The 23357-nt window shown below is 62.8% G+C and carries 24 protein-coding genes, 2 tRNA genes and 1 pseudogene; 12 read left to right on the top strand and 15 right to left on the bottom strand.

What is annotated here, in order from left to right:
* The 5 genes from ABWV23_RS14850 to ABWV23_RS14830 are packed head-to-tail and all read right to left on the bottom strand — an operon-like array spanning position 1 to position 5856.
* Positions 1-420, bottom strand: coding sequence for a hypothetical protein (locus ABWV23_RS14850; protein WP_353349103.1), 420 nt, complete (start codon positions 418-420; stop codon positions 1-3).
* A complete protein-coding gene (locus tag ABWV23_RS14845; protein ID WP_353349101.1) occupies positions 413-2620 on the bottom strand; it encodes a hypothetical protein in 2208 nt (735 codons plus the stop codon). The genes ABWV23_RS14850 and ABWV23_RS14845 overlap by 8 nt, the downstream gene beginning before the upstream one ends.
* Positions 2617-4218, bottom strand: a complete 1602-nt coding sequence (locus ABWV23_RS14840; RefSeq protein ID WP_353349099.1) for a site-specific integrase — start codon at positions 4216-4218, stop codon at positions 2617-2619. Before ABWV23_RS14840 ends, ABWV23_RS14845 begins: the two co-directional genes overlap by 4 nt.
* On the bottom strand, positions 4215-5651 hold the full coding sequence (locus ABWV23_RS14835; protein WP_353349097.1) for a tyrosine-type recombinase/integrase: 1437 nt from the start codon (positions 5649-5651) through the stop codon (positions 4215-4217). The genes ABWV23_RS14840 and ABWV23_RS14835 overlap by 4 nt, the downstream gene beginning before the upstream one ends.
* Before the next feature lie 22 nt (positions 5652-5673).
* Positions 5674-5856: a hypothetical protein gene (locus ABWV23_RS14830; protein ID WP_502901659.1), complete on the bottom strand. Its 183-nt coding sequence runs from the start codon at positions 5854-5856 to the stop codon at positions 5674-5676.
* Between the two features lie 46 nt (positions 5857-5902).
* Between ABWV23_RS14830 and ABWV23_RS14825 the strand changes: the two genes are divergently transcribed.
* Together ABWV23_RS14825 and ABWV23_RS14820 are read left to right on the top strand one after the other, a co-directional pair.
* Complete coding sequence (locus ABWV23_RS14825) at positions 5903-6919, top strand: hypothetical protein (RefSeq protein ID WP_353349095.1); 1017 nt, start codon at positions 5903-5905, stop codon at positions 6917-6919.
* Between the two features lie 12 nt (positions 6920-6931).
* The gene (locus ABWV23_RS14820; RefSeq protein WP_353349093.1) at positions 6932-7654 is read left to right on the top strand and encodes a hypothetical protein; all 723 of its coding nucleotides are present in this window, start codon (positions 6932-6934) and stop codon (positions 7652-7654) included.
* A gap of 151 nt (positions 7655-7805) precedes the next feature.
* Here ABWV23_RS14820 and ABWV23_RS14815 read toward each other — a convergent pair whose 3' ends face one another.
* From ABWV23_RS14815 to ABWV23_RS14790, 6 genes and pseudogenes are all read right to left on the bottom strand, one after another.
* Positions 7806-8024, bottom strand: a complete 219-nt coding sequence (locus tag ABWV23_RS14815; protein ID WP_353349091.1) for an ATP-binding domain-containing protein — start codon at positions 8022-8024, stop codon at positions 7806-7808.
* Between the two features lie 134 nt (positions 8025-8158).
* A pseudogene (locus tag ABWV23_RS14810) lies at positions 8159-8356 on the bottom strand (tRNA 2-thiocytidine(32) synthetase TtcA); the annotation flags it as partial.
* A gap of 125 nt (positions 8357-8481) precedes the next feature.
* Positions 8482-8730: a membrane protein insertion efficiency factor YidD gene (gene yidD, locus ABWV23_RS14805; RefSeq protein ID WP_353349089.1), complete on the bottom strand. Its 249-nt coding sequence runs from the start codon at positions 8728-8730 to the stop codon at positions 8482-8484.
* The gene (gene rnpA, locus ABWV23_RS14800) at positions 8727-9176 is read right to left on the bottom strand and encodes a ribonuclease P protein component (protein WP_353349087.1); all 450 of its coding nucleotides are present in this window, start codon (positions 9174-9176) and stop codon (positions 8727-8729) included. The genes yidD and rnpA overlap by 4 nt, the downstream gene beginning before the upstream one ends.
* Positions 9177-9195: 19 nt before the next feature.
* The gene (gene rpmH / locus ABWV23_RS14795; RefSeq protein ID WP_028092427.1) at positions 9196-9330 is read right to left on the bottom strand and encodes a 50S ribosomal protein L34; all 135 of its coding nucleotides are present in this window, start codon (positions 9328-9330) and stop codon (positions 9196-9198) included.
* A gap of 90 nt (positions 9331-9420) precedes the next feature.
* Entirely contained in the window at positions 9421-9582 is a 162-nt protein-coding gene (locus ABWV23_RS14790) for a hypothetical protein (protein WP_353349085.1), read from the bottom strand.
* Between the two features lie 66 nt (positions 9583-9648).
* Between ABWV23_RS14790 and ABWV23_RS14785 the strand changes: the two genes are divergently transcribed.
* The 4 genes from ABWV23_RS14785 to ABWV23_RS14770 all read left to right on the top strand — a co-directional run bounded on the left by ABWV23_RS14785 (position 9649) and on the right by ABWV23_RS14770 (position 13397).
* Positions 9649-10389 (top strand): TVP38/TMEM64 family protein, encoded by a 741-nt coding sequence (locus tag ABWV23_RS14785; protein ID WP_353349083.1) that lies wholly within the window; start codon positions 9649-9651, stop codon positions 10387-10389.
* A gap of 2 nt (positions 10390-10391) precedes the next feature.
* Positions 10392-11813: a dihydrolipoyl dehydrogenase family protein gene (locus tag ABWV23_RS14780; protein WP_353349081.1), complete on the top strand. Its 1422-nt coding sequence runs from the start codon at positions 10392-10394 to the stop codon at positions 11811-11813.
* Between the two features lie 15 nt (positions 11814-11828).
* Positions 11829-13229: a sensor histidine kinase gene (locus ABWV23_RS14775; protein WP_353349079.1), complete on the top strand. Its 1401-nt coding sequence runs from the start codon at positions 11829-11831 to the stop codon at positions 13227-13229.
* Positions 13230-13320: 91 nt separating this feature from the next.
* Positions 13321-13397 (top strand) — tRNA-Arg (locus ABWV23_RS14770).
* A gap of 232 nt (positions 13398-13629) precedes the next feature.
* Here the strand turns inward: ABWV23_RS14770 and ABWV23_RS14765 are convergent.
* From ABWV23_RS14765 to paaG, 4 genes are read right to left on the bottom strand one after another with little or no spacing between them, the layout of a single operon-like run.
* On the bottom strand, positions 13630-14226 hold the full coding sequence (locus tag ABWV23_RS14765) for a TetR/AcrR family transcriptional regulator (protein ID WP_353349077.1): 597 nt from the start codon (positions 14224-14226) through the stop codon (positions 13630-13632).
* A 3-nt stretch (positions 14227-14229) separates the two neighbouring features.
* Complete coding sequence (paaK, locus tag ABWV23_RS14760; protein WP_353349075.1) at positions 14230-15540, bottom strand: phenylacetate--CoA ligase PaaK; 1311 nt, start codon at positions 15538-15540, stop codon at positions 14230-14232.
* A 31-nt stretch (positions 15541-15571) separates the two neighbouring features.
* Positions 15572-15997 carry a hydroxyphenylacetyl-CoA thioesterase PaaI gene (gene paaI / locus ABWV23_RS14755; RefSeq protein WP_353349073.1) on the bottom strand — a complete coding sequence of 142 codons (426 nt, stop codon included), beginning with the start codon at positions 15995-15997 and terminating at the stop codon, positions 15572-15574.
* Between the two features lie 2 nt (positions 15998-15999).
* Positions 16000-16785 carry a 2-(1,2-epoxy-1,2-dihydrophenyl)acetyl-CoA isomerase PaaG gene (gene paaG, locus ABWV23_RS14750; RefSeq protein WP_353349071.1) on the bottom strand — a complete coding sequence of 262 codons (786 nt, stop codon included), beginning with the start codon at positions 16783-16785 and terminating at the stop codon, positions 16000-16002.
* A 179-nt stretch (positions 16786-16964) separates the two neighbouring features.
* On the opposite strand from paaG, the gene paaZ reads away from it, so the two are divergent.
* The 6 genes from paaZ (at position 16965) to ABWV23_RS14720 (ending at position 23233) form a co-directional block, all read left to right on the top strand.
* On the top strand, positions 16965-18995 hold the full coding sequence (paaZ, locus tag ABWV23_RS14745) for a phenylacetic acid degradation bifunctional protein PaaZ (protein WP_353349069.1): 2031 nt from the start codon (positions 16965-16967) through the stop codon (positions 18993-18995).
* Positions 18996-19069: 74 nt separating this feature from the next.
* On the top strand, positions 19070-19873 hold the full coding sequence (locus ABWV23_RS14740; RefSeq protein ID WP_353349067.1) for a PaaX family transcriptional regulator C-terminal domain-containing protein: 804 nt from the start codon (positions 19070-19072) through the stop codon (positions 19871-19873).
* A 205-nt stretch (positions 19874-20078) separates the two neighbouring features.
* The gene (locus tag ABWV23_RS14735) at positions 20079-21029 is read left to right on the top strand and encodes an alpha/beta fold hydrolase (protein ID WP_353349065.1); all 951 of its coding nucleotides are present in this window, start codon (positions 20079-20081) and stop codon (positions 21027-21029) included.
* Between the two features lie 117 nt (positions 21030-21146).
* Positions 21147-21223 (top strand) — tRNA-Met (locus ABWV23_RS14730).
* A gap of 639 nt (positions 21224-21862) precedes the next feature.
* Positions 21863-22414 (top strand): hypothetical protein, encoded by a 552-nt coding sequence (locus ABWV23_RS14725; RefSeq protein WP_353349063.1) that lies wholly within the window; start codon positions 21863-21865, stop codon positions 22412-22414.
* Positions 22415-22624: 210 nt separating this feature from the next.
* Positions 22625-23233, top strand: a complete 609-nt coding sequence (locus ABWV23_RS14720; RefSeq protein WP_353349061.1) for a hypothetical protein — start codon at positions 22625-22627, stop codon at positions 23231-23233.
* Positions 23234-23357: the final 124 nt, after the last annotated feature.

Here is a 23357-nt window from a genome sequence, read left to right as displayed (position 1 = left end):
TCAGCCCTTCCCCGGGAGCTTCAGGGGCCGATTGATGTCCGACAGTTCGATATTCCGGCGCAGGCATCGACGCGTCATGAACGCAAGCTCCACGTTCCGCTGCTCGAGCTCCGCTTCGAGTTCCTCGATGCGCCGTTGGTACTTCGCAACCAGCTCTGCGAGATCGCTCTCCGAGCGCGGAAGGCCAGCTTGGGCCCTCCGCTCGGCGCGGGCGTCGCGCCGCTTTCGGACAGTCTCCAGCTTCTCGTCATAGGCCGCTTTGATGCGCTCCTGCCCCTGCAGGGCGCGCTTCTGGAATGGCAGGCCGGCCTCTTGCACCCTCTCGGTGATGGCGTCCCATGTGGGTTTTTTGCGGAAAGACTTGATGATACGGGCCACCACATCAATGTCGTCCTTCTGGATTGTGCGGCGCTCAGCCATTTCCGATGGTCTTTTTCGATGCCGGGATCTCGTGTTCATCGGCAGCGAAGAGCGTGACGCGATCGGCGAAGCTCGCCTCGATGGCGCCCCTCTTGTCCTTTCTGGCGATCATCGTTCCGTCCTCGATGTCAGGATCGTTCAGTGCAATCAGCATGTCCTCGGCACCGGCGATTTGCGCCTCCAGATGGGGCAGGATCTTGTCGCTCTTGACTCGCTTTCCACCTTCCTCAACGTGGGTCCGGAGCAGGTCGTGCTGGTTCTTGAGCTTTTGAAGCTTTGCCTCGATGAGAATCTTGGCTTTCGTCGCGCCCTTGCAGACAACGAGCCGGACACAACTCAAGCAGTTCATTGCATGCGGACAGGGTTCGGACTTCAGGTCCCCGACGCAGAACCCGAACTGCGTGATGGAGATCATCAGCAGTCGGTTCAGGTCGCGCGCGGATGCCTCCTTCGTCGAGAGAACCTCGACGGAAGGCGGTGCGATAGTGCCTCCGAACGCCTGGCCGACTTGGCGCGTCAAAAGATCGTCTGCCTGAGCCTCGTCGTAGTCGGCGACTTGATAGCCGTGCGCACGCAGTCGTTCGGCATCTGTCCGGTGATCGTAGGCAGCGTTCTGCGCGATGTTGCGCCTCCCGCTCCACATTGCGATGATCGGTTCCGGGATGCCGGCGCGCTGCGCCATAGTGTTCAGGAAATGCCGAAGGTCGTGGGTCTGAATCGACGGATAGCTGCCATCCGGAAGGCGGATCTCGAGGCGTTGGAAGATCGATACGCAATAGGAATTCTCACGGAGAAGATTCGAAAGCGCCTTAGCCTTTGGCGTGTCAAAAAACAGTTTATTTCGGTATGTGAACCGCGGATCGATCTGCCCCTCGTAGATTAGGAGCAGGGCGCGGTCGGCCTCGAGCTTGTAGGTCTCGGTGTCCACTGCGTACGGCCAGACTGCGCCGAACGCGTTCTTCCACTTCTTTTTGAAGAGTTGCCACCATTCCTCCTCCAAGGTTCGGAAGCAGTAGTGCTGCACGCGTTTACTTACGTGTCCGTCCCCGACCAGTCGGCGTGATGCCTGTGTGCGAGGGAAATTGTCACGCCACAGTTTGATTTCGCTTGTGTACATGTCTTCGGGCAGGCCCAGAAGGCGTCTCAATTGCTCAAGCGTGATGGTCCCGGTATCACGGCACGTGCGCAAGTCCGCGATCTCATCAGAGATCGGCATTACGCCCGGGTTTTCCTTGATCCAACGCGCGGTTCTCCGGGCCTCCTCGCCATAGGCGCGCAGGATCCGGACGCAATCTCGTGCGACCTCATGCATCGCTCCAGGAATGGGCTTTATGACCGGTCTGCCTCGCTTCACCGGGTGCCAGACGAGCGCGAGTTTAAAGTCGAGATTCTTGGTTTCGTCTTCGGGAACGCTGTTCTCGAGATGCTCCAACGGACTGGTCAGGACGACGATATCGGCCGCGGTGCGCCAAAGTTCGGTGCGCCGGGACGGGGCGCAGATCAGTAGCGAGGCCAGCATCGTGTAATAGCGCAGGAAATTGAAATCTTCGCGGTTCGCTTCCGAACTCTCGGGCGGTTTCAGCATCTGGAATGCACAGCCAAGTGCGACGATCTCGTTCCAAGTTGACGCCTGAACATTGCTCGGGCCACTTCTCGCTTTGCGGGGGCCCTTGACCTCGACGCCGGATAGCTGTGGGGCGACTCCCCGGTCAACGAGTCGAGCGACAATCCCGTTTGCAGCAGAAACCGCACCAGCGTTAGCGGCTTTGGAGAGTTTGATTAGATGGTCCTCGATCACGGCTGGGGACACGTCTGTAATGTTCGCCGCAGCCCCATCTTCGAGAATATGGTCAATTAAGTGACGCGCGCCTATAATTAACTGCTTGAGGGTTGAAGATGACCACGTCGCACCCACGTCGGACTTCTCTTCGATGAGCCACAAGATCAGCGTGCAGAGGAGGTCTGCCCACACCTTCGAGTAGCGCTCCCTTGTGTTTATCGGCCTAATAAGCGCGAGCAGATTTGCCTCTGCCGGACTCGACCGTTCCGCCAAGTCCGAGAGATCCCATTGTCGCGCGTTCCAGTCGAGCTTTGCCTTCTCCAGGATCGCGGAGGCCTTCGCCTTCTCGATTTCCGCCGCCAATTTGATCCGGGCCTTGTCGATCGCAGTCGATGTCGGAAGCTGGATTGAGCGCGTCACCGGATCTCTCCCTGAATGGTTGTGGTGCGCTCCGCAAAGACCTCCTGCCGCCGTCTCTCGGCGCCGATGAGCAGGGCTTCATAGCGGTCGAACTGTGCCCGGATGTCAGGGTCGAAGCGGTTATTCCAGCTGCCGTCCTCATGCTGCATATAGGTTCTTCTTTCTTGGAGGATGTCCCACAGGGGCTGAAGGACGGCATCCTCGTAGAGTTGGAATCTGGGGCAGCTCAGGCAGGGCCAGGGCTCGCCGGTCGTTGCGTCGCCCACGAACATGCAGTTCCTGCAGGACCCGCCTCCGATAAGGGCGACCTCCGTCGTCTTTGTTGCCTCGACCGAGATGATCGGTGTGAGGCCCTCTTCGATCTCCTTGCGCGCGACGACAGGATTCGTGAATACCGAGCCCACGTCGTCCATCAGATGGAAGAACTTCGGGTTTCGCATCTGCATCGCCATGCGGGCGAGATCGACGTAGGCGTTGCAGCTATGGGGTCTCTTGTGGCTGAGGCGCAGGGCGATCTGCTGCGCCGAGTAGCCTTTTAGTGCAAGGCGCATGCCGATGGTATGGCGCTCTCGACGCGTGTTGAAGTTCATGAGCTCGGGCTTGCCGCTGCGGGAAGTCTCGAGGCGAAGGGATCTCATGGCGAGTGTGAAACGCTTTGACACATGTGGACCCAGAAGATGGCCCTCGTATCCAGGCTCATGGCTGGATTTGACTTCCTGACTTACTCTCCAGGCGCCCGGAAGGCCGTCCGGCGTAAATAGTGGCAGCCTCTCCTGCTCGTCCTGCGGGATGCAATCAAGACGCAAAGCGAGATAAGCTTCCATAGCTTGGAGCAGGGACCCGCCGAGCGGCCACCAGAGCGCCTGATCGACTCCGAGGTCATTCTTGGCGTAGGGCCATCGGATCTCGTTTTTCGTGTGTCCGGTGGACTGACATCGCACGTCCCCAATCTTCATGTTTGCGAGTTGCTCAGAGCGCATGCCGTAGAATCGGAAGAGTTGAACGAAAACGAATTTCTCCACGTGCCACGCGCCGCTCGTGTAGGCCTCCTCGATGGCGCAATCCTGATCAAGCACTTCCCGCTCGAGCCAAGGCCCCTTTTTCGAGTCGAGTGTCAGCACGTGCTGAACGTCCGCTTCCGGCTTTTTAAGCGTCTTAAGAACCTTGTTCGTCACATTCGGGAAAGCCTTCGGATCGCGGGCGCGGACTGCGCTGATGAAAAGCTTGAGCATGTAGGGATAGTCTACTCCCAACGCCTCGTCGCGCCATTCCTCGATCATGGTGCTTGTCAGTGTGCCCACCTTCTGTCCCGTTCCGCGAAAGGCGAAATGAAGGCAATCCTTGAGTGCGGTGAAGTAATTGCGAACAGATGAGTCAGAAAGCGTCTGAGAGTTCAACACGGTCGCGAACTGACGCTTGATCTCCTCGAGAAAACCCTCCTTGACCGCGTCGGCGAGCAGTCCATAGTTGATTTGCTTTCCACGCAGTTCCCAGACATCCGCATCGACATCGTTGACGTATCCGGATTGTGATCGAATGGTCGTGGGCTTGGCGACGATTTCGTAGAAGCTCTTCCCCTGTGCGACCATAACACTCACATTTCGTTGATAAATCGTGCATCGGCGACCATGTCCGCGTAGATTGCAGCGTGGTCTTCGTGGGCCGTGTAGTAGGACGGCATGTCGCTGGTCAGCGACCAGCGAAAGAACTCGCGCATGCCTTTCTCGATCTGTTCCTCAGAGTCGCCCAACGTGCGGCGGCGGCGAACATATCTCATAGCGCAAAGGTGGCGGAGCGCATGCGAGGTGGCTTCGCCGTTGGTGAAGCCACAACCCGCGCAAAGAGTCCGACTTGCGGCATCGAATCCGGCGAGGCTAAGGGGGGATCCCAAAACGTCCGGGCGCCGGGTGGTGGTTGTCACGAAGACGAAGGTATGGTCCATGTTGGCCTCAACACCAATCTCCTCGGCGAGGTCGTTGATTTCGTCCCAGGCCTCCCGCCATGCCTCGTCGAGCTGACGAAAGACCGCGTCCGGGACCGTGACCACTCCCGAGCCGGTCTTCGCCTCAGGCTTGTATTTTCGCGGATCCTGAGGATCGTCGCGGCGATCGGCGACGAGAATTTCTGGCGGGTAGTTGGTGCCGCGACCCGGCGTGATGTCTTCCCATTTGAGCGCCAGCACCTCAGAGCGCCTGAGGCTGCCGTAGTACTGCAGTTCGAACATCGTGGAGTTCCGCAGCGCGGTCAGACGATCCTTCCAGATGGAGGCCGGGTCGTAGGTCTCCATGTGCTCTTCGAGCTTGGCGAGCGCGTAACCCGTGAAGAGAGTGCGCTTGACCCGCCCTGGTTCCGTTGGCTTCGTGATCAACTCCCTGATCGCCAGGCGTGCCTGCCGACGCATCTCATTGTCTCTATCGGACACGACATGGCGGGTCAGGACTCTATTGCCGGTCTTCATAAGCCACTCGAGGTAAGCGATGACATAGGTGGCCCGGTTGATGCGCGTTGCGTTCGAGGCTGGTTCGAACTTGGAAAGAGCTGCCTCCAGATTTGTGAAGTCGACGCCTTGCGCCTTCATATCGGCAAGGCGGTTCAGATCGTCGTGCGTGTGCCGGATCAGGAGGTTGACCGCGCTGAGCTCCGGCTCCGTAAGGCCCGTCTGATAGCTGAGCCGCTGCTCGGGCCGCTCGATGCCGCCCACAATCGACGCCAATCGAAAATTAGCCAGCGCCTGAAACCGAGCTCGACGGGTGTTCAGGGGTTCTTCGTGATGGGCGGCCAAGTACGCCGTCCCAAACAGGTCAGCCCTATAGTCACGCATCATCGGGATCAGGACCGTTTTGCCTTCCGATTGCTCGGTCCGGAGGGTGAGGGGATCCAGCTCGGGCGTCATGGACCCATTTTTTTGTGCATAACTATTCATAATTGGAAAATAAATGGTGAGCACGAAAAAATCGAGGGTAAGGCCTAAAGTGTGTTTAAGGTTTGATGACGGATAAATGTCGTAAAAAAACAGATGGTTAATTTCCATTCCCGTGCGTCATTGATTTAGACTAATGGCAAATATTTTCCGCTGGACAAGCAAGCCAGCGCGCATTGCTGCCTCCCACCTTGCCGTATTGTTCCACTGCTTCGCGAACGTTGCTGCGAACGATCCACTTGCTCAGCTTTCGGAATTCCGTCGTCTGCGGGGCACCCTGGAAGATGGGATGTATGTCATCGAGGTTGTCGGTCATAGGCAGCGGTATGGTGCCGCCTCGGGAAGTAGAATAATGTGAACCTATGCTGGGATTTCTTGCGCATACGCTCGAGCAACTTGATCTGGCTCTTGAGCACGTTCTGAAAGGCGATGCCAACAGCGCGCGCTTTGCGGTGATGCTGACGGACAATGCCTTGGAACTCGTGCTGCATCAGCTTGCCAGGGATGAACGACGTGCGCGATCTGCTTCGTGGAAGCGCGATAAGGTCTATGAAGATGCGGCCGTGCTGGAGGCCGCCCTTGGACGGCATTTCGATGCCAAGCTACGCTTTGCCAAACCCAGACTGCCCATCTCCGATGAAGAGGCCGGAACCATCGCGATCTGCCATGATCTGCGCAATGATGTCTATCATATTGGATTGCAGCATGAGGCTGTGCTGCCCGCCATTGCGGGGCTGTATTTCGATCGCACCGTCAGGGTTCTTGAGCGCTACAAGCCCGATTTCTTGTGTTACAGCCCGGACATGGTGCCCCCCGAGCGCTCACGAAAGTACTTCGGACAAGAGCATTTTGGTTTTCGGGCGTGCGAAGGCTTTCAGGAGGGATGCGGTGCTCTGGCGGTGCTGGCAGGCTTTGACGCCAAGTCTTTCGTAGATGCTCTGGCGGATCATTTCGCCGACGTTGTTGAAGAGCAAGACAGCGTCATCGATATTGTGGCAACCGGCGGACCGCGCCAGATGAGCCGGGATCAGGCCGTGATCGAAACCGAAAGCTCGCACATCATGTTTGATCCGAAAACTGCCCTTGAGGCGAAGAAACGCCTCAAGGGCAAGGTCGCCTTGGCAGGGGAATCCGTCGCTGAACTCCAGAGTTGGCTGGTTGAGAACGGGGCCTTGCGTTACACAAGGGACCCAGTGCCGGGTTGGCGGAAGCGGGAGGTATCCCTGAGATGGGAGAAGAACCCGCACAAAGCCTTGAAGAAATACCATGACTTCATCCTCCAGACCGCCGATATTCGGGAGCTATTGTTGGAGGCCTGCGGCCATGTTGAGCAATGGATTGACGGGCAAATCGAGCAGATGCGTTTGGCAAGGAAGTGAGCAATTTAGACCATGGGAAATCCGCAGCACTATTCGATAGAACTGCCCGGCCGCTGCCTTGATCTCATCAAAGGTCTCTGGCCAGAAGCCTCCAACCTGTATGGCGGCGCGCACCCGGAACTCGGCCCGCTGACCTCGACTTTTCTTCTGTCCATGTCCATGCCCATGCTGAACATTCCGCTGGAGCGCATCGAGCGTCAGATTGAGAAGAACGACGGTGAAGGCTACGCTGATGACAGGCATCTAAACCCTGAAGCGGTTGAGGCGTTTGTGGAGGTGATCCGAAAAGGCAAGCTTGGCGATGCCCCGTTCTACAAGGACAGGACGTGGCGCTTCCTTCCTCTTCGAAAGGGGCCATTTCCGAATATTTCTGATGGCCTGCCAGATCAGGTGGCCGAGGCGCTCGAAAGCGAAGAGGCAGTAACAGCGGCGCGTGCTATGCCCGCCTCGCAATGGGTCAGCCTCCTTCGCAACGCGATGGCTCATGGAGGTATTGCCTATCTTGACGAGAATGGCCGCAGCAGTCACGGGACACCCGTGAAGATGTTTGCCTTTGTCAGCGGCAAATTCGGCAAGCCGAAATGCGAGCATGGGGACGCGTCTTGCAGGTTCGGCATGGGTAAGCTTGAAGGCCTAAATTTCCTGCGTATCAGCGAAGACGACTACAGGAGCTTCCTGAGAGGTTGGGTGGCTTGGCTTGAGGATTCCAAGATTGCAAAGCAGGCGGCGGCCTGACCCAGAGCTTGTTGGTTGATAGGACTTGATTGTTCTACATTTCAGCACTGCCCCGGGCGATTGGTCACCCTCCGAACCCTTGCGATTAAAGGTGGGCGACGAGCCGGCTGTCTCGCTGACCCTTGTCGGACCGGGCGCGGGCGAGTGTCAGTCAATCTCCGAAGCCAACCTCGCGCCACTCGACCGCAGGCGGACGGCCCACTGCGACGTCGAGGGCTCTCCGATCCCCAAGGAAGATCAGCCGCTCCTGGGCGCGCGTCAAAGCTGTGTAAACCATTGAGCGGTCGTGGATCCGACTTGCGAACACCGGGACGATCACCCGCCGCCATTGTGAGCCTTGCGCCTGACCTGCCCAACGTCTGACGTGCATTGTCTTTCATGACTGGAGATAATTTTGGGAGGGCACGAGGAGGTCAAGAATAAGCACGGGGCGCAAATCGCCGCTATGCTTCGACATTTCCTTTGATTAGTAGTCGGTTAGAGGTTGGGTTTGTGCATGGTTGCGGCAAACTGATCATAACTGTCCTTGCCGCCCGAGAGGCAGACCAGCCATTTGGGCCGTACCTCCCCGCGTTCGACCATGCCGTATTGCTCGATCGCCTCGCGGGTGGCGCGCACGATGCGTTTGCGGAGTTTCTTGAACTCCGTCGAGGCGGGCGCGCCGTTAAACAGCGGGTGGATATCGTCGGGTTCGTCCAGCATGGCCCGGCTTTAGTGGAGTTGCCGGGGCTGGGCAAGCGTCGCGCGATGCGGGCGAAGGTGACGGCGCCGCGCTGGCCATCGGGTGAAGTCCGGTGGTGGCAGGGCGATACCTGGGCGCGGAGGTTTCAGTCAGTCCCGCCCTTTTCCCCCTTGGGCTCCGGCACCGGGTCATAACCGTCGCTGCCCAGCGGATGGCACCGGCCGATGCGGCGCAGCGCCAGCCAGCCGCCCTTGAGCGCGCCATGTTTCTGCAACGCCTCCAGCGCATAGGCGCTGCAGGTGGGTTGAAAGCGACAGTTGTGCCCGACCCAGGGCGAAAAGATCAACCGATAGGCATGGACGGGCAGGGCGACGATGCGGGCGAGCGGGGTCATGGGCGGGGCTTCTTGCGGTCGGCGTGAAGTTTGGACAGGGCCAACTTAAGATCGCCGAGCAAGGACTCAAAGGGGGCTGCGACAGTTGCGTCGCGGCGCCCGATCAGCACGTAGTCCCAGCCGTCGTGCCCCAATTCCGGCAGAACCGCGCGTGCCGCCGCGCGCAGCCGGCGCTTGGCGCGGTTGCGGGCCACGGCATTGCCGACCTTCTTGGAACAGGTAAAGCCGACGCGAACGCCGGGGGCGGGGTGCCCGACCGGGCGGTGGCGCGCCTGCACGATCATCGTCGCGGTGGCCTGGCGCCGGGCACGGGACGCGGCAAGAAACTCCGCCCGTTTGCGCAGGGTCTGCAACGGGCGGTGAGCTGCCGTCTCCGGACATGACGAAACCGCCGGGGGCGTCGTCCCCGGTTTGGTGTCGGGGGCCTCCGGCGGTGTCGATGTCATCTGAACCTGTCTTGAGGCGTTACGCGCTCAGCGACTTGCGGCCGCGGGCACGGCGGGCGTTCAGGACCTTGCGGCCGGCCTTGGTGGCCATGCGGGCACGGAAGCCGTGGCGCCGTTTGCGGACAAGGTTCGAGGGTTGAAAGGTGCGTTTCATCGCTCCGTCTCCAGTCTAGCGGTCGGGTGTGGCGCGGATTCGCCCCCGTCATGTTCGAGGACCGTCCTTTACGGGCAGTCGCGTGGTAAGTCAAACCCCGGCGTGCGGTTTTCCCGCGCTTTGCAACAAAAACCGCCCCGATGCGGTGGGGAATGTTTCAAACCCCGCCGTGACGGCCGAAAGGATCACGATTTCGCGCCGCGCCATCACCGGCGCGTGAACCCCCTGTCGCTTGTCGGCGTCGCGGCGCATCTTGGAGGAGAGATACATTCGGGCAAGCGGCCCGGACAAGAGGCTGAGCAAAGGATCGAGCCGAGGATGACGGAGACGCAGACCATGAAGACCCCGCGCGCGCGCCGCCTGTTGCGGCATGTTCCCCTGATCGCGGTGCTGATCGTGGCGGCGCTGGGGGCGCTGACGCTGGGCGATACGCTCAGCTTTGACACGCTGCGCGACAACCGCGAGGCGCTGATGGCGTTCCGCGATGCCCATTTTGCCGCGTTGGTGCTGATCTTCATCGGCATCTACGTGGCGATTGTTGCCTTTTCGCTGCCGGGGGCGGCGGTGGCCTCGGTCACCGGCGGGTTCCTCTTTGGCCTGGCGCTGGGCACGGCGGTCAACGTGGTCGCGGCCACGGCCGGGGCGGCGGCGATCTTCCTGGTGGCGCGCTGGGGGCCGGGGCAGGCGCTGAGCGCGCGGATGGAGACCTCGGAAGGCCGATTGCAACGGCTGCGCGAGGGGCTGCGCGAACATGAGATCAGCGTGCTGTTCCTGCTGCGGCTGGTTCCGGCGGTTCCCTTCTTCGTCGCGAATCTGCTGCCGGCGCTGGTGGGGGTGCGATTCTGGAACTTCCTCTGGACCACGGCGCTGGGCATCGTGCCCGGGGCCATCGTCTTTACCTGGATCGGTGTCGGTCTGGGCGAAGTTTTTGCCCGGGGCGAAAGCCCGGATCTCTCTCTGATATGGGAACCCTACATCATCGGGCCGATCCTGGGGCTTTGCGCGCTGGCCGCACTGCCGATCGCGGTCAGGATGCTGCGCGGCGGCAAGGAGGTATGAGCATGGTTGAGCGGATCAAGACCGATCTTTTGGTGATCGGCGGGGGCTCTGGCGGGCTGTCGGTGGCGGCGGGCGCGGCGCAGATGGGCGCCAAGGTGGTGCTGCTGGAAGGGCACCGGATGGGCGGCGATTGCCTGAACTACGGCTGTGTCCCCTCCAAGGCGCTGATCGCGGCGGCCAAATCCGCCCATGATCAGGCGACGGCGGGAAAATACGGTGTAATGGGCGTCGTGCCGCAGGTGGATTACGCCGCGGTGATGGATCATGTGGCCGATGTGATCGGGCAGATCGAACCGATGGACAGCCAAGAGCGATTCGAAGGGCTCGGCGTGCGGGTGATCCGCGAGTACGGACATTTCGTGTCCCCGCGCGAGGTGCAGGCCGGTGATCACCTGATTCGCGCGCGGCGGGTGGTGATCGCCACCGGTTCGTCGCCCCTTGTTCCGCCGATCCCGGGCCTGTCCGAGGTGCCCTATCTGACCAACGAGACACTGTTCGACCTGCGCGACCGGCCCGATCATCTGCTGGTCATCGGCGGCGGGCCGATCGGGATGGAGATGGCGCAGGCGCACGCAAGGCTGGGCTGCAAGGTGACGGTGATCGAGGGCGACCGCGCGCTGAACCGGGACGATCCGGAGCTGGCCGGGGTGGTGCGCGAAACCCTGCACGAAGAGGGGGGGGAGATCGCCGAAGGCGCCAAGGTGGCGCGGGTCTCCGGCGCCGCCGGGGCCATCGAGGTCGCCGCCGAGGATGGCCGGACCTTCTCCGGCACCCACCTGTTGGTGGCGGTGGGGCGCAGGGCCAACCTTGCGCGGCTGAACCTCGAGGCGGCAGGAATCGAGACCACGCGGGCGGGGATTAGCGTCGATGCCGGGCTGCGCAGCACGAATCGCCGGGTCTATGCCATCGGCGACGTGGCGGGCGGGCTGCAGTTCACCCATGTGGCGGGCTACCACGCCGGGGTCATCATCCGCTCTTCCCTGTTCGGTCTGCCGTCCAAGGCCAGCGACGCGCATATTCCGCGGGTGACCTATACCGCGCCGGAACTGGCCCAGGTCGGGCTGAGCGAAGCCGAGGCCCGTGCCGCCCACGGCGACCGGGTCGAGGTGGTGCGGTTCGACTATGCCCATAACGATCGCGCGATCGCCGAACGCAAGACCGTCGGTTTCGCCAAGGTCATGGTGGTCAAGGGGCGCCCGGTGGGGGCGAGCATCGTCGGCCACCAGGCCGGCGAGTTGATCGGTCTCTGGGCGCTGGCGCTGGCCAACGGGCTGAAGATGGGGCAGGTCGCCGCGATGGTCGCGCCCTATCCCACCATCGGCGAGCTTAACAAACGCGTGGCGGGGGCCTATTTCTCACCCAGACTGTTTGATAGTCAGATGGTCAAACGGGTGGTCGGCGCGGTCCAACGGTGGCTGCCCTGATCTGGAAAGGGCGGCATGCTGAACACGCTTTCGGGCCGGTTTCTGATCCTGACCACGGTCTTCGTGATGTTGGCCGAGGTTCTGATCTTCGTGCCGTCGATCGCCCGGTTCCGGGTCGACTATCTGAATGACCGACTGGAGCGGGCGCAGATCGCCTCGCTGGCGCTCTTGGCCGACGACATGCTCGAGACAGACCTCGAGGCGGAGCTCCTGCGCAACGCGCAGGTGTTCAACATCGTTCTGCGCCGCGACGAGATGCGCCAGTTGATGCTGTCCTCGCCGATCCCCGAGCCCATCGCCGAAACCTATGACCTGCGGGACGCCGGCGCCGTCATGCTGATCCGCGATGCGCTGATCCGCCTGTTCACCCCGGAAAACCAGATCGTGCGGGTGATCGGCGTTCCCACCCTCGACGCCGGGCGGCTGATCGAGGTGACGATGGAAACCGCCCCGCTGCGGATGGCGATGATCGACTACGGGTTGCGCGTCCTGCTGCTGTCGGCGGTGATCTCGGTGTTCACCGCGGTGCTGCTCTTCGTCGCCGTGCAGCGGGTGCTGGTCCGGCCGATCAAGGGCGTGGTGCGCTACATGAAACGCTATGCCGCAGCCCCCGAGGATGCGCGCGGGATCATCCAACCTCACGCCGGGGTGGTCGAACTGCGCGAGGCCGAGGAGGCGCTGCAGATGCTGCAGATCGAGCTGACGCAGCTGTTGAAACAGCGCGAGCGCATGGCCCAGCTTGGCGGCGCGGTCGCCAAGGTCAGCCACGATCTGCGCAACATCCTGACCAGCGCGCAACTGTTCACCGACCGGATCGAGGCGATCGAGGATCCGCGCGTGCGGCGGCTGGCGCCCAAGCTGGTCGGCTCGATCACCCGCGCGGTGACCCTGTGCGAAAGCACGCTGGCCTTTGGGCGCGCCGAGGAGCCACCGCCAGCGCTGCGCCTGGTCGGGTTGGCTGCCATCGCCGAGGACGTGATCGAAAGCGAACGTCTTGCCGCCGGCAACGGCGAGGTGGTGCTGGAGAACGCGGTGCCCTCGTCGCTGCAACTGCGCGCCGATCCCGAACAGCTGTATCGGGTGCTGCTGAACCTTGTGCGCAACGCGCGCCAGGCGATCGAGGCGACCCGCCGCCCGGGCACGGTGACCCTGAGCGCGCGCGAGGACGACGAGGCGTGGTGGATCGAGATCGCCGATACCGGGCCCGGCCTGCCGGCCAAGGCGCGCGAGAACCTGTTCACCCCGTTCCGCGGCGGCGTGCGGGCCGGGGGGGCCGGGTTGGGGCTGGCCATATCGGCCGAACTGCTGCGCGGACACGGTGGCAGGCTGGACCTGGTCCGCACCGGAGAGGCGGGCACGGTCTTTGCCATCTGCCTGCCGCGCGCGGCGTCGATCGCGGATGTGGCGGAGGCCTGAGGCCGAACTCGGGCCGCCCCGGGAAAAAGGGTGAAAAATCCGTCGAAATGGGTTGCAAAGCCCGAAACCCGAAGGTAGATGCAGCCCCAGTGGACCGATAGCTCAGCTGGATAGAGTACCTGACTACGAATCAGGGGGTCGGGGGTTCGAATCCTCCTCGGTCCGCCACTTTCCCCGAACAAGCATATGATTTTGCTTGGAATACATCGGGGGATCGACCCTTCCAGAACATCTTTGGTCGTGGCGGTGCGGGCTTCGGAAGTCTGCGGGGCGTGCGTGTCATCGCCTGTGCGGCGCGTGGGGCCGCGTGGGGGCACCGCGGCTTGGCGCCCCTCAGTCGATTTGCCCCTCGGACCCACCGCAAGCCTCGATCACCGGCGCGATCGGGGCCCCTCGGGCCTCAGATCCCGCGCAGCCCCTTGAGCGCCAGGTCACAGACCAGGTCGGCGTAATCGTCGCGCTCTTGCGCGCCGGCGTCCGAGTTCCACATGAAGTACCAGTTCAGCATGCCGTAGACCGACATGGTGGCACCGCGCAGCTTGGCCGGGGCGTCCTCGAACACCTCCGGCGCGGCCTGCCGCAGGCAATCGCCCATGAACTTGACCATGTCGCGCTGATAGGTGCGCATCTGGTCCTGCTGGTCTTCGGGCAGGGCCGAGAGCGCGCTGATCTGTACCTGGTGTTCGTGATCCGCCCCCTGGTAGGCGCGCAGGATCTCGCGGATCACCCGCCGCAGCCGGTCTTCGGGGGGCAGCCCCTCGGTGTCGACGTCAAGAATGCGATCCCTGAGGGTGGACAGGTAGCTGTCCAGTATGTCGTAGAGGATCGCATCCTTGCTGTCGTAGTAGTGGTAGATATTCGCCTTGGAGATCCCGCACTCGGTCGCCAGCTTGGTCATCGACGCGCGGTCGAACCCTTCCTCGGCGAAAACCTTGGCCGCCGATTTGAGGATCTGCGCGCGTTTCTGATCATGGTCTTTGGCGATGGTGCGGGCCACGGGTCACTCCTTCGGGCGGTTGTCGACGACGCGCACGGCCTTGCCCTGGCTGCGCTCCACTTCGCCGGGATTCTTGATGTCAATCTCGGTCGAGACTCCGACCACGTCCTTGATCCGCTTGTAGAGCATCCGCACCGCGGCGGTCTTGGAGGCCTCGTCGGTCGAATCGGGGGCACATTCCACGTGCACGCGCATCGCGTCCATCCGGCCAGAGCGATACAGCTCGATCTGGAAGTGGTTGGTCAGCCCGCCGGTGGCGATCACCTGCTCCTCGATCTGGGTCGGAAACACGTTGACGCCGCGCAGGATCATCATGTCGTCACTGCGCCCGGTGATCTTTTCCATCCGCCGCATCGAGCGCGCGGTGCCGGGCAGAAGCCGCGTCAGGTCACGGGTGCGATAGCGTATCATCGGCAGCCCCTCCTTGGTGAGGGTGGTGAACACCAGTTCGCCCATCTCTCCGTCGGCCACCGGTTCGCCGGTCTCGGGGTTGATGATCTCGGGCAGGAAATGATCCTCCCAGATCACCGGGCCGTCCTTGGTCTCGACGCATTCGTTGGCCACGCCCGGCCCCATGATCTCGGACAGGCCGTAGATATCCACCGCGTGCATGTCAAAGGCCTGCTCGACTTCGTGACGCATGGCGTCGGTCCAGGGCTCGGCCCCGAACACGCCGACCGAGAGCGAACAGTCGCGCGGATCAAGACCCGCCTTGTGGAACTGCTCGAGGATGTTGAGCATGTAGGACGGCGTGACCATGATCCCGTCGGGCTTGAAATCGTCGATCAGGGTGACCTGTTTCTCGGTCTGCCCGCCGCTCATCGGCACCACGGTGGCGCCCAGCCGCTCGATCCCGTAGTGGGCGCCGAGCCCCCCGGTGAACAGCCCGTAGCCATAGGCGTTGTGCACGATGTCGCCCGCCCGCAACCCGGCGGCACGCAGCGAGCGTGCGACCAGGTCGGCCCAGTTCTCGATGTCCTGCTTGGTATAGCCCACCACGGTCGGTTTGCCGGTGGTCCCCGAGGAGGCATGCAGGCGCGCGATCTGTTCACGCGGGACGGCGAACAGGCCAAAGGGATAGTTGTCGCGCAGGTCGTTCTTGTAGGTGAAGGGGAACTTGGCCAGATCGGCCAACGTCTTCAGGTCGTCGGGATGCACGCCGGCGGCATCGAACCGCTGCTTGTACATCGGCACGTTGTCATAGGCATGGCGCAGCGACCATTTCAGGCGGTCCAGTTGCAGTGCCTCGATCTCGTCGCGCGAGGCGACCTCGATCGGGTCAAGGTCGGCTTTGTTCGGGGTCAGATCCTTCATGGCGTCCTCCTCACCAGGTCTTCGTCAGTCGTCATTCGTCGAAAAGATGGCCCTTGATCGCGCGGGACATGCCCCGGAATTCCGCGATCTTCTGGCCATCCTGATTGGTCACACTCACGTCGTAGATGCCGCTGCGCCCGGTCAGGGAGACTTCGCGCGCATGGGCCGTCAGCCTCTCGCCCTGCTTGCCGGGGGCCAGAAAGTTGATCAGGTTGTGCTGCGCTACGGTCGATTGGTTGCGGCTGTTGCAGGCAAAGGCAAAGGCGCTGTCGGCCAGCATGAAGATCACGCCCCCGTGGCAGATCCCGTGGCCGTTGCAGTGATGCGGCTCGACCGTCAGTTCCAGCGTCGCGATGCCCTCGTCCACGTGGGTGATCTCCATGCCCGCCCATTTCGAGGCGTTGTCATTGGCCCACATCGCCTCGGCGGATTTCCTTGCGCGGTCGGTCGGGGTCATGCTCATTCGCCCTTGAACACGGGCGCGCGTTTCTCGAGGAAACTGGCGACCCCTTCGGCGTAATCCGCGCTCTCGCCGCAGGTCTTCATTGCTTCGGCCTCAAGCTCCAAATGCTCGGCGAGCGTGTCGGTGGCGGCGGCCTGGATCGACTGTTTCGTCAGGCCAAGGCCCAGGGTCGGCCCGCCCGCAAGCTTTGCGGCCAGCGCGCGCGCCTCATCCATCAGCGCGTCGTCCGGCAGCGCCTTCCAGATCAGGCCCCAATCCTCGGCCTTTTGCGCGCTGAGCGGCTCGGCGGTAAAGGCCAGACCCTTGGCGCGCGCCTCGCCCAGCAGGCGCGGCAGATGCCAGCTTCCCCCCGTGTCGGGGATCAGGCCAACCTTGGAAAACGACTGAATGAACTTGGCGCTCTCAGCGGCCAGAACCATGTCGCAGGCCAGCGCGATATTGGCACCGGCACCGGCGGCCACGCCATTGACGGCGCAGATGACGGGGAAGTTCAGCGACCGGATCAGGTTGACCAGCGGCGCGTAAAAGGTGCGCACCGTGTGGCCCAGGTCGGGTGGGCCGTCCATCTTGCGCGGGTCCCGGTCGCCCAAATCCTGCCCGGCGCAAAAACCGCGACCGGCCCCGGTCAGAAGGATCGCCCGCGCGCCCGCGTCGCGGGCCGCCTCGATGGCGCCGCGCAGGGCGTGGTGCATCTCCTCGGTGAAACTGTTCAGCCGGTCCGGCCGGTTCAGCGTGATCTCGACCCAAGTGCCATGATCGGTGGTCAGAATCGTGTCCGACATGTCGCCCTTGCCCCTCCTTGACGTGTCTTTCGCTGGGGATCGGGCCCCGCCGTGCAACAGCGCCTCCCCCCGGTCTCCTGACAAACATCTTGCATAAACCGACCGGACGGTCAATAATTGAATCAAATATCTTGGCCGCCCCGCAGGGCCGCGGCCATTCCGGGAGAGAGGACCAATTCATGAGCATTCGACAGATTTCCAGCTTCGCCGCCGGTGAATGGATCGCACCGGGCGCAGGCGCGCGTGACATCGCCAGCGCCATCGACGGCGCGGTGATCGCCAGCGCGGGCAACAATGCCCTCGACGTGCAGGCGATGCTGGATCACGCCCGCGACGTGGGCGGCCCGGCGCTGCGGGCGATGACGTTTCACGACCGCGCCCGCATGCTCAAGGCGCTTGGGCAACACCTGAACGCCAACAAGCAGGCGCTTTACGACATCTCCTTCGATACCGGCGCCACCCAATCGGACCACATGATCGACATCGACGGCGGCATCGGCACAATGTTCGTCTTTGCCTCCAAGGGTCGGCGCGAGATGCCCGACGATCATGTTTACCTCGATGGCGAGCTGGAGCAGTTGGGCCGCACCGGCACCTTCATGGGGCAGCATATCTGCACCCCGCTGCACGGGGTGGCGGTGCATATCAACGCCTTCAACTTCCCGGTCTGGGGCATGCTCGAGAAACTGGCGCCGACCCTGCTGGCCGGGGTTCCGGCCATCGTGAAACCGGCGACCAACAGCTGTTACGTCACCGAACTGGCGGTCAAGCTGATGCTCGACAGCGGCCTCCTGCCCAAGGGCGCGCTGCAATTCGTCGCCGGGGGCTTGGGCGACATGCTCGACCGGTTGGGGATGCAGGACGTGGTCAGCTTTACCGGCTCGGCCGATACCGCGCGGATGCTGCGCGCGAACAAGACCATCCTTGAAAACTCGGTGCGCTTCGTGGCCGAACAGGACAGCCTCAACGCCTCGATCCTCGGCCCCGATGCGGTGCCGGGCACGCCGGAGTTCGACCTGTTCATCAAGGAGGTCAGCCGCGAGATGACCGCCAAGGCGGGGCAAAAATGCACCGCGATCCGCCGCATCATCGCGCCCGATTCGCAGGTGCCCGCAGTGATCGAGGCGCTGAGCGCGCGGCTGGCCAAGACCGTGATCGGCGACCCGCGCAAGGAAGGCACCCGCATGGGGGCGCTGGTCTCGACCCAGCAGAAACAGGACGTGTTGGCCAAGGCCGCGATCATCGGCGCCGAGGCCGAGCGGGTGTTCGGCGATCCCGAGAATTTCGAGGTCGTGGGGGCCGATGCCGACAAGGGCGCCTTCCTTCCGCCGATGCTGTTCCATTGCGCCGACCCCGACAAAGCCGAACGCGTGCACGATACCGAGGCCTTCGGTCCGGTCTCGACGATCATGGGTTACCGCGACCTCGATCACGCGGTGCAGATCGCCAAGCGCGGTCAGGGCTCTCTGGTGGCCTCGGTCATCACCCATGACCCGGCGGTCGCGCGCGCGGTGGTGATCGGTGCAGGCGCCTATCACGGGCGGATCTATATCAACGACCGCACCTCGATGAAGGAGAGCACTGGCCACGGCTCGCCCCTGCCGCACATGGTGCATGGCGGACCGGGCCGCGCCGGGGGCGGCGAAGAGATGGGTGGCGTGCGCGGGGTCAAGCATTACATGCAGCGCACCGCGATCCAGGGCTCGCCCGACATGCTCAGCGCCATCGGTAACAGGTGGGTGCCCGGCGCTACCGAGATCGCAGCGCCCGCGCATCCCTTTACCCGCAAGTTCGGCGAACTGGCGATCGGAGAGACCCTGCACAGTGCCGCGCGCGAGGTGACGCTGGCGGACATCGAGCATTTCGCCGAGTTCACCGGCGATACCTTCTATGCCCACATGGACGATGCGGCGGCCAAGAGAAACCCGTTCTTCCCCGGCCGGGTGGCGCATGGCTATCTTCTGCTGTCCTTCGCCGCCGGCCTTTTCGTCGAGCCGAACGAGGGGCCGGTTCTGGCCAACACCGGGCTGGACAACCTGCGCTTCATGAAGCCCGTCTCGGCCGGCGACAGCATCAAGGTGCGCCTGACGGTCAAGCACAAGACGCCGCGCAACGAGGAATACGGCGAGGTGCGCTGGCATGTGACCCTGACCAACCAGGACGATGAAAAGGTCGCGGAATACGAGCTTTTGACCATGAACGCGTTCTGAACAGGGCAGGGGGCTTTGCGATATCCCGTGATTTCAGGATGGTACGCCGGCCGTGGCGGCGATAACCTGAGGCCATGGAGGAATGCCCGAAAACCTGGTTCGAGGCCTGCGCCCGGATCCTGACCGACCCGCAGAACCAGCGGGTCTGGTCGATCATCATGTCGCTGTTCGGCGATCTGGCCCAACAGCCGGGCGACCGGCTGACCGGCAGCGCCTTGTCGCGGATCATCATGCCGGTGGGCATCAAGCCCGAGGCGATCCGCGTCGCCCTGCACCGGTTGCGCAAGGACGGGTGGATCGACAGCGCGCGCTCGGGCCGGGCCAGCGCACATTTCCTCACCGACTACGGCCGTGCCCGCAGCGCCGAGGTGACGCCGCGATTTTATACCCGCAGGCCCGACACCCCGACCGACTGGCACCTGCTGATCGCCGAGGATGGCCCCGGCCAGTCGGCGCTGGACGAGATGCTGCTCACGGCCGAGTATTTCAGCCTTGCGCGCAACGTGGCGCTGGGCGCCGGCCCCGCGCCCGAGGTCAGCGTCGAGTTGATGAGCTTTGACGTCGAGGCGCGCGCCGTGCCCGACTGGGTCCGGGCACGCGCCTGTCCCGCGGATCTTGCCGAAAGCTGCCGCAGCCTGGGCGATGCGCTGGAACAGGCAGCGGCCCTGTTGCCACCGGAGGGGGAGATCACGCCGCTGCAGACCGCCACGCTGCGGATGCTGATCGTGCACCGCTGGCGCCGGGTTGTCCTGCGTATGCCCGATCTGCCCGCCGCATTCTTTCCGCCCGACTGGCCGGGCCCGGATTGCCGCTCGGCGGTGTTCCGGCTGCTTGATCGGCTGCCGCGCCCGGCGCTGTCGGAGCTGGATGCGGACTGACGTGGCGTCCTGGTACGTTTCGGGCGGATTTTCGTACAATCTGGTCCCTCCTGTCGGAGATGTGGCGGCACGGAATTCGGGCGCTGGTGCCGCGCGCAAAGGCACAGGTCGGTTTCAGGGCGGAATCGAAGGCCTGGCGGAAAACTTCGGTCTGGCAGTTCGGCAAATGCCTGTCATGGTGTCGAAAATTGAAGGAGGCTGACTCTTGGCAAGCATTCTGATCGGTCTGATCCTGATGATCGCGGCGCTGATGGCGGCGCTTATGCTGTGGACCCGGTACCTGGGCCGCGACGTGGAGAAACTGGTGCCGCAGGCGGGGCAGGTGCGCCCCGTGCCCGGCGGCGCGATCCACCATGTCGATTTGGGGCCGCGTGATGCTCCCGCCGTGGTGCTGATCCACGGGCTGTCGGGGCAGTTGCAGCATTTCACCTATGGCGTCACGGCGTTGCTGGAGCAGGAGTTCCGCGTCATCGCGCTGGACCGGCCCGGCTGTGGCTATTCCACCCGCGACAGCGATGATCGCGCGGCGCTGCCCGAACAGGCGCGGATGATCTGGGCCCTGCTGGATGACCTGCAGGTGGCAAAGCCCGTTCTGGTGGGCCATTCCCTAGGCGGTGCGGTGGCCTTGGCAATGGCGCTGGACCGGCCGGAGCAGGCCGGGGCGCTGGCGCTGATCAGCCCCTTGACCCACCCGCAAACCGAAGAGGCCGGTGCCTTTAACGGGCTGGCGGTGACCTCGCCCCTGATGCGCCGGGTGATCGGCCATACCATCGCGGTGCCGGCGGCGCAGCGTACCGCCGCCAAGGTCCTGGAAGAGGTGTTCCGCCCCGAAGCCTGCCCCGAGGATTTCCTGGCGCGTGGCGGCGGGGCGCTGGGACTGCGCCCCAAGGGGTTCATCTCCGCATCGGCCGACTTCGTGGCCGCCAACGCGGGCATCGGTGCACAGCAGGCGCGCTATGCGGAAGGTCTGAAAACCCCCGGCGGCGTGCTGTTCGGCGCCGCCGACGCGGTTCTGGATCCGGCGCACCATGGCGCCACGATGGAAGGCTTCGGATTGAGCGCCGAGACCCTGCCGGACCGGGGCCACATGCTGCCGATCACCGCGCCGGCCGACTGCGCCGATTTCATCCGCCGCATGGCTGCGAGGGCCAGCTGACCGGCCCCGGCGCATGCCCCCATCGCCGGCCCCGCACCCCCGGCAAAGGAATGCAAGAAAACCGGTCAATTCCCGCTTGACCCCCCCGGCCGACTCCCCTAAATGCCTCTCACTCGTGGCGGAGTAGCTCAGTTGGTTAGAGCAGCGGAATCATAATCCGCGTGTCGGGGGTTCAAGTCCCTCCTCCGCTACCAATATTCCCTCAGTGAAATCAGCGACTTCCTCCTATATGGGGTTAACTGTCGGGCGGCAAAATGCGTTCCGGGGTGGCACCGGGGTGGCAATATGGCGCCACTGCATCGATGCTTTCGAGATCTCAGTGCAATCATCATCCGGGACGGAAAGTTCGGCAAGACAATAGAGCGGCCACGATTTTTTTCGATTTCCTCTCCCAAATCGTCTCAAAGCGTTTCCGTTTGTCCGGGGACAGATCGACCTCTTTTCTGCATCGCACAAGGAGATCAGAATGCCCCTGCACACCGCCACAAGGACAGCCTCGTCCGGGTTTCCACGCTGGTCGAAATACTCCAGCGCTCTCGCGCGAGCATATGTCGAGACATCAAACGCGGCGTCTTCCCCTAGCCCCTGAAGCTTGGCAATTCGTCTCGCTGGCGCTTGGCTGAAGTCGAAGCCTACATTGAGTGTCGTGCTGAAGATCGCGACTACGACTGACCGCTCTGTTGGCGATCCGAACAACTGAATGTCCCGGGCCGCGCAGACGGCCCGGGACGGCGCGTGATTATCATGTCAGCAACACTTACGCCGAGGCCTTGCACACGGCCTACAGACGGGGTTGGTCGCGCTTCGCGGCCGCGCGCGGACTGCGGGACCACGTGAACCTGCTCGTGACCGGCGATGCGCCAGGCTCCTGCAAGACGAATGCCGAGGGCGACAGTCTCACCGAGATCTTTACGGCCAGCACCGGGGTGACTCTCGAAGCGCTGGCCGCGGCTGAGCCTGCACGCCGGGCGGAGATCATGCCTCCTTGCCACAGGCTGCACGAACTCAATGCCGTGGATATCGGCGAATTCAAGGTGTCCTTCGGCATGATCCGGATGACCCGCATTTCTCATACCGCCGCACTGGCCGCGCAGTTGCGCTCAGGCAAGGTCGATGGCCGCTTGCGCATAACCCTCTGCCTGCATTCTCAGTTTCCCCGGCTCCACCGGAGTTGGATCGAGGCTCAGCTCAAGCGGGCGCTGACCCGCAAGGGAGAGGATCCGGAAGCCGGCCTGCGGTCACTGTGTCACGCGGAAGGTATTTTCGAGAAGGCATCCAGGGCTGGGGTTCGGGAGATTGAAATCGTCCTGGTGACGTCGCCGGTAATTGAAACCGGTAACGACCTGGATTTCGATTGGGCGATCCTGGATCCGATTTCCACGTGATCGATAATCCAGGCCGTCGGTCGTGTCCGGCGGCACAGGCCGGTTTCCGACGATCAAATCAACGTCTTGATTCTGGGCCGCAGTCCGATTGCAATCGAGACAGGCAAATTGAGTTTGCCCGGTGTGGAAACCGAGTTGCCGGGCACGGGTGTTCCAGCGCCGTGCCTTGACGCATTTAAGGAGAGAAGGTTCCGGGACCTTACAGGAAACATGGATCTTTCTGTCCTAAACGCCGCCCTGATCCTGTCGAATCAAGAGACCTTTCCACTTCGGGATGAAGAGATCACGGTGCGGCGAAGACTCGTAGCCGCTGACCGGGATGCCGCCGAGGAGCCACTCGGACGCTACACGTGTCGACTGAACGCCCGTATGACACAACGCATGACACAGGTACGGCGTTTCCGGAGGTCTGACACCACCTCCGTGCTTTTCAAGCTCGTTGGCGACGACTTCCAAAACGCGAGCTGGTACTTCAACCTCGCACCGGGAACGCGAAACAGCGCGCTACGACCGGTTGGTGACTCGATTTTCGATCAAGAGCCCGTTCTGGGGTGCCATCTGTTCGACGGGATCACCGAACGGGCGTGGATGGATCTTTCGCATGGCCAAGACTTGGCTCCCCAAGACGTCGGCCGTCTCATGCGGATAGATATACCGGACCATGGGGATGATCCTGTACCGCGAATGACCTATACTGATTTCACAGGGTTCACGAGAGGATCTTTTGAGGATCTGTTTTACCTTTTGGGAAAGCTTCGAAAAGTCAGTAACTTAACTGCGCTCTTTGAAAAGATGGTTCGTTTGAAGGCCTGCGGCTAAGGCCTTGAAACCGTTTCTTGTTATCAAGAAAACGGAAGCCTCCCCGCCGGATAGGCGGCTGAGAGATCCAGTTGCACGCGCAGGCGGGCGATCTCTGCCCTCCCCGCCGGATAGGCGGCTACCA

The organism is Aquicoccus sp. SU-CL01552 (assembly GCF_040365005.1).
Taxonomy (GTDB): domain Bacteria; phylum Pseudomonadota; class Alphaproteobacteria; order Rhodobacterales; family Rhodobacteraceae; genus Antarcticimicrobium.
Note: the sequence above shows the minus strand (reverse complement) of the source record. Positions and strands in the feature narration are given on the sequence as shown.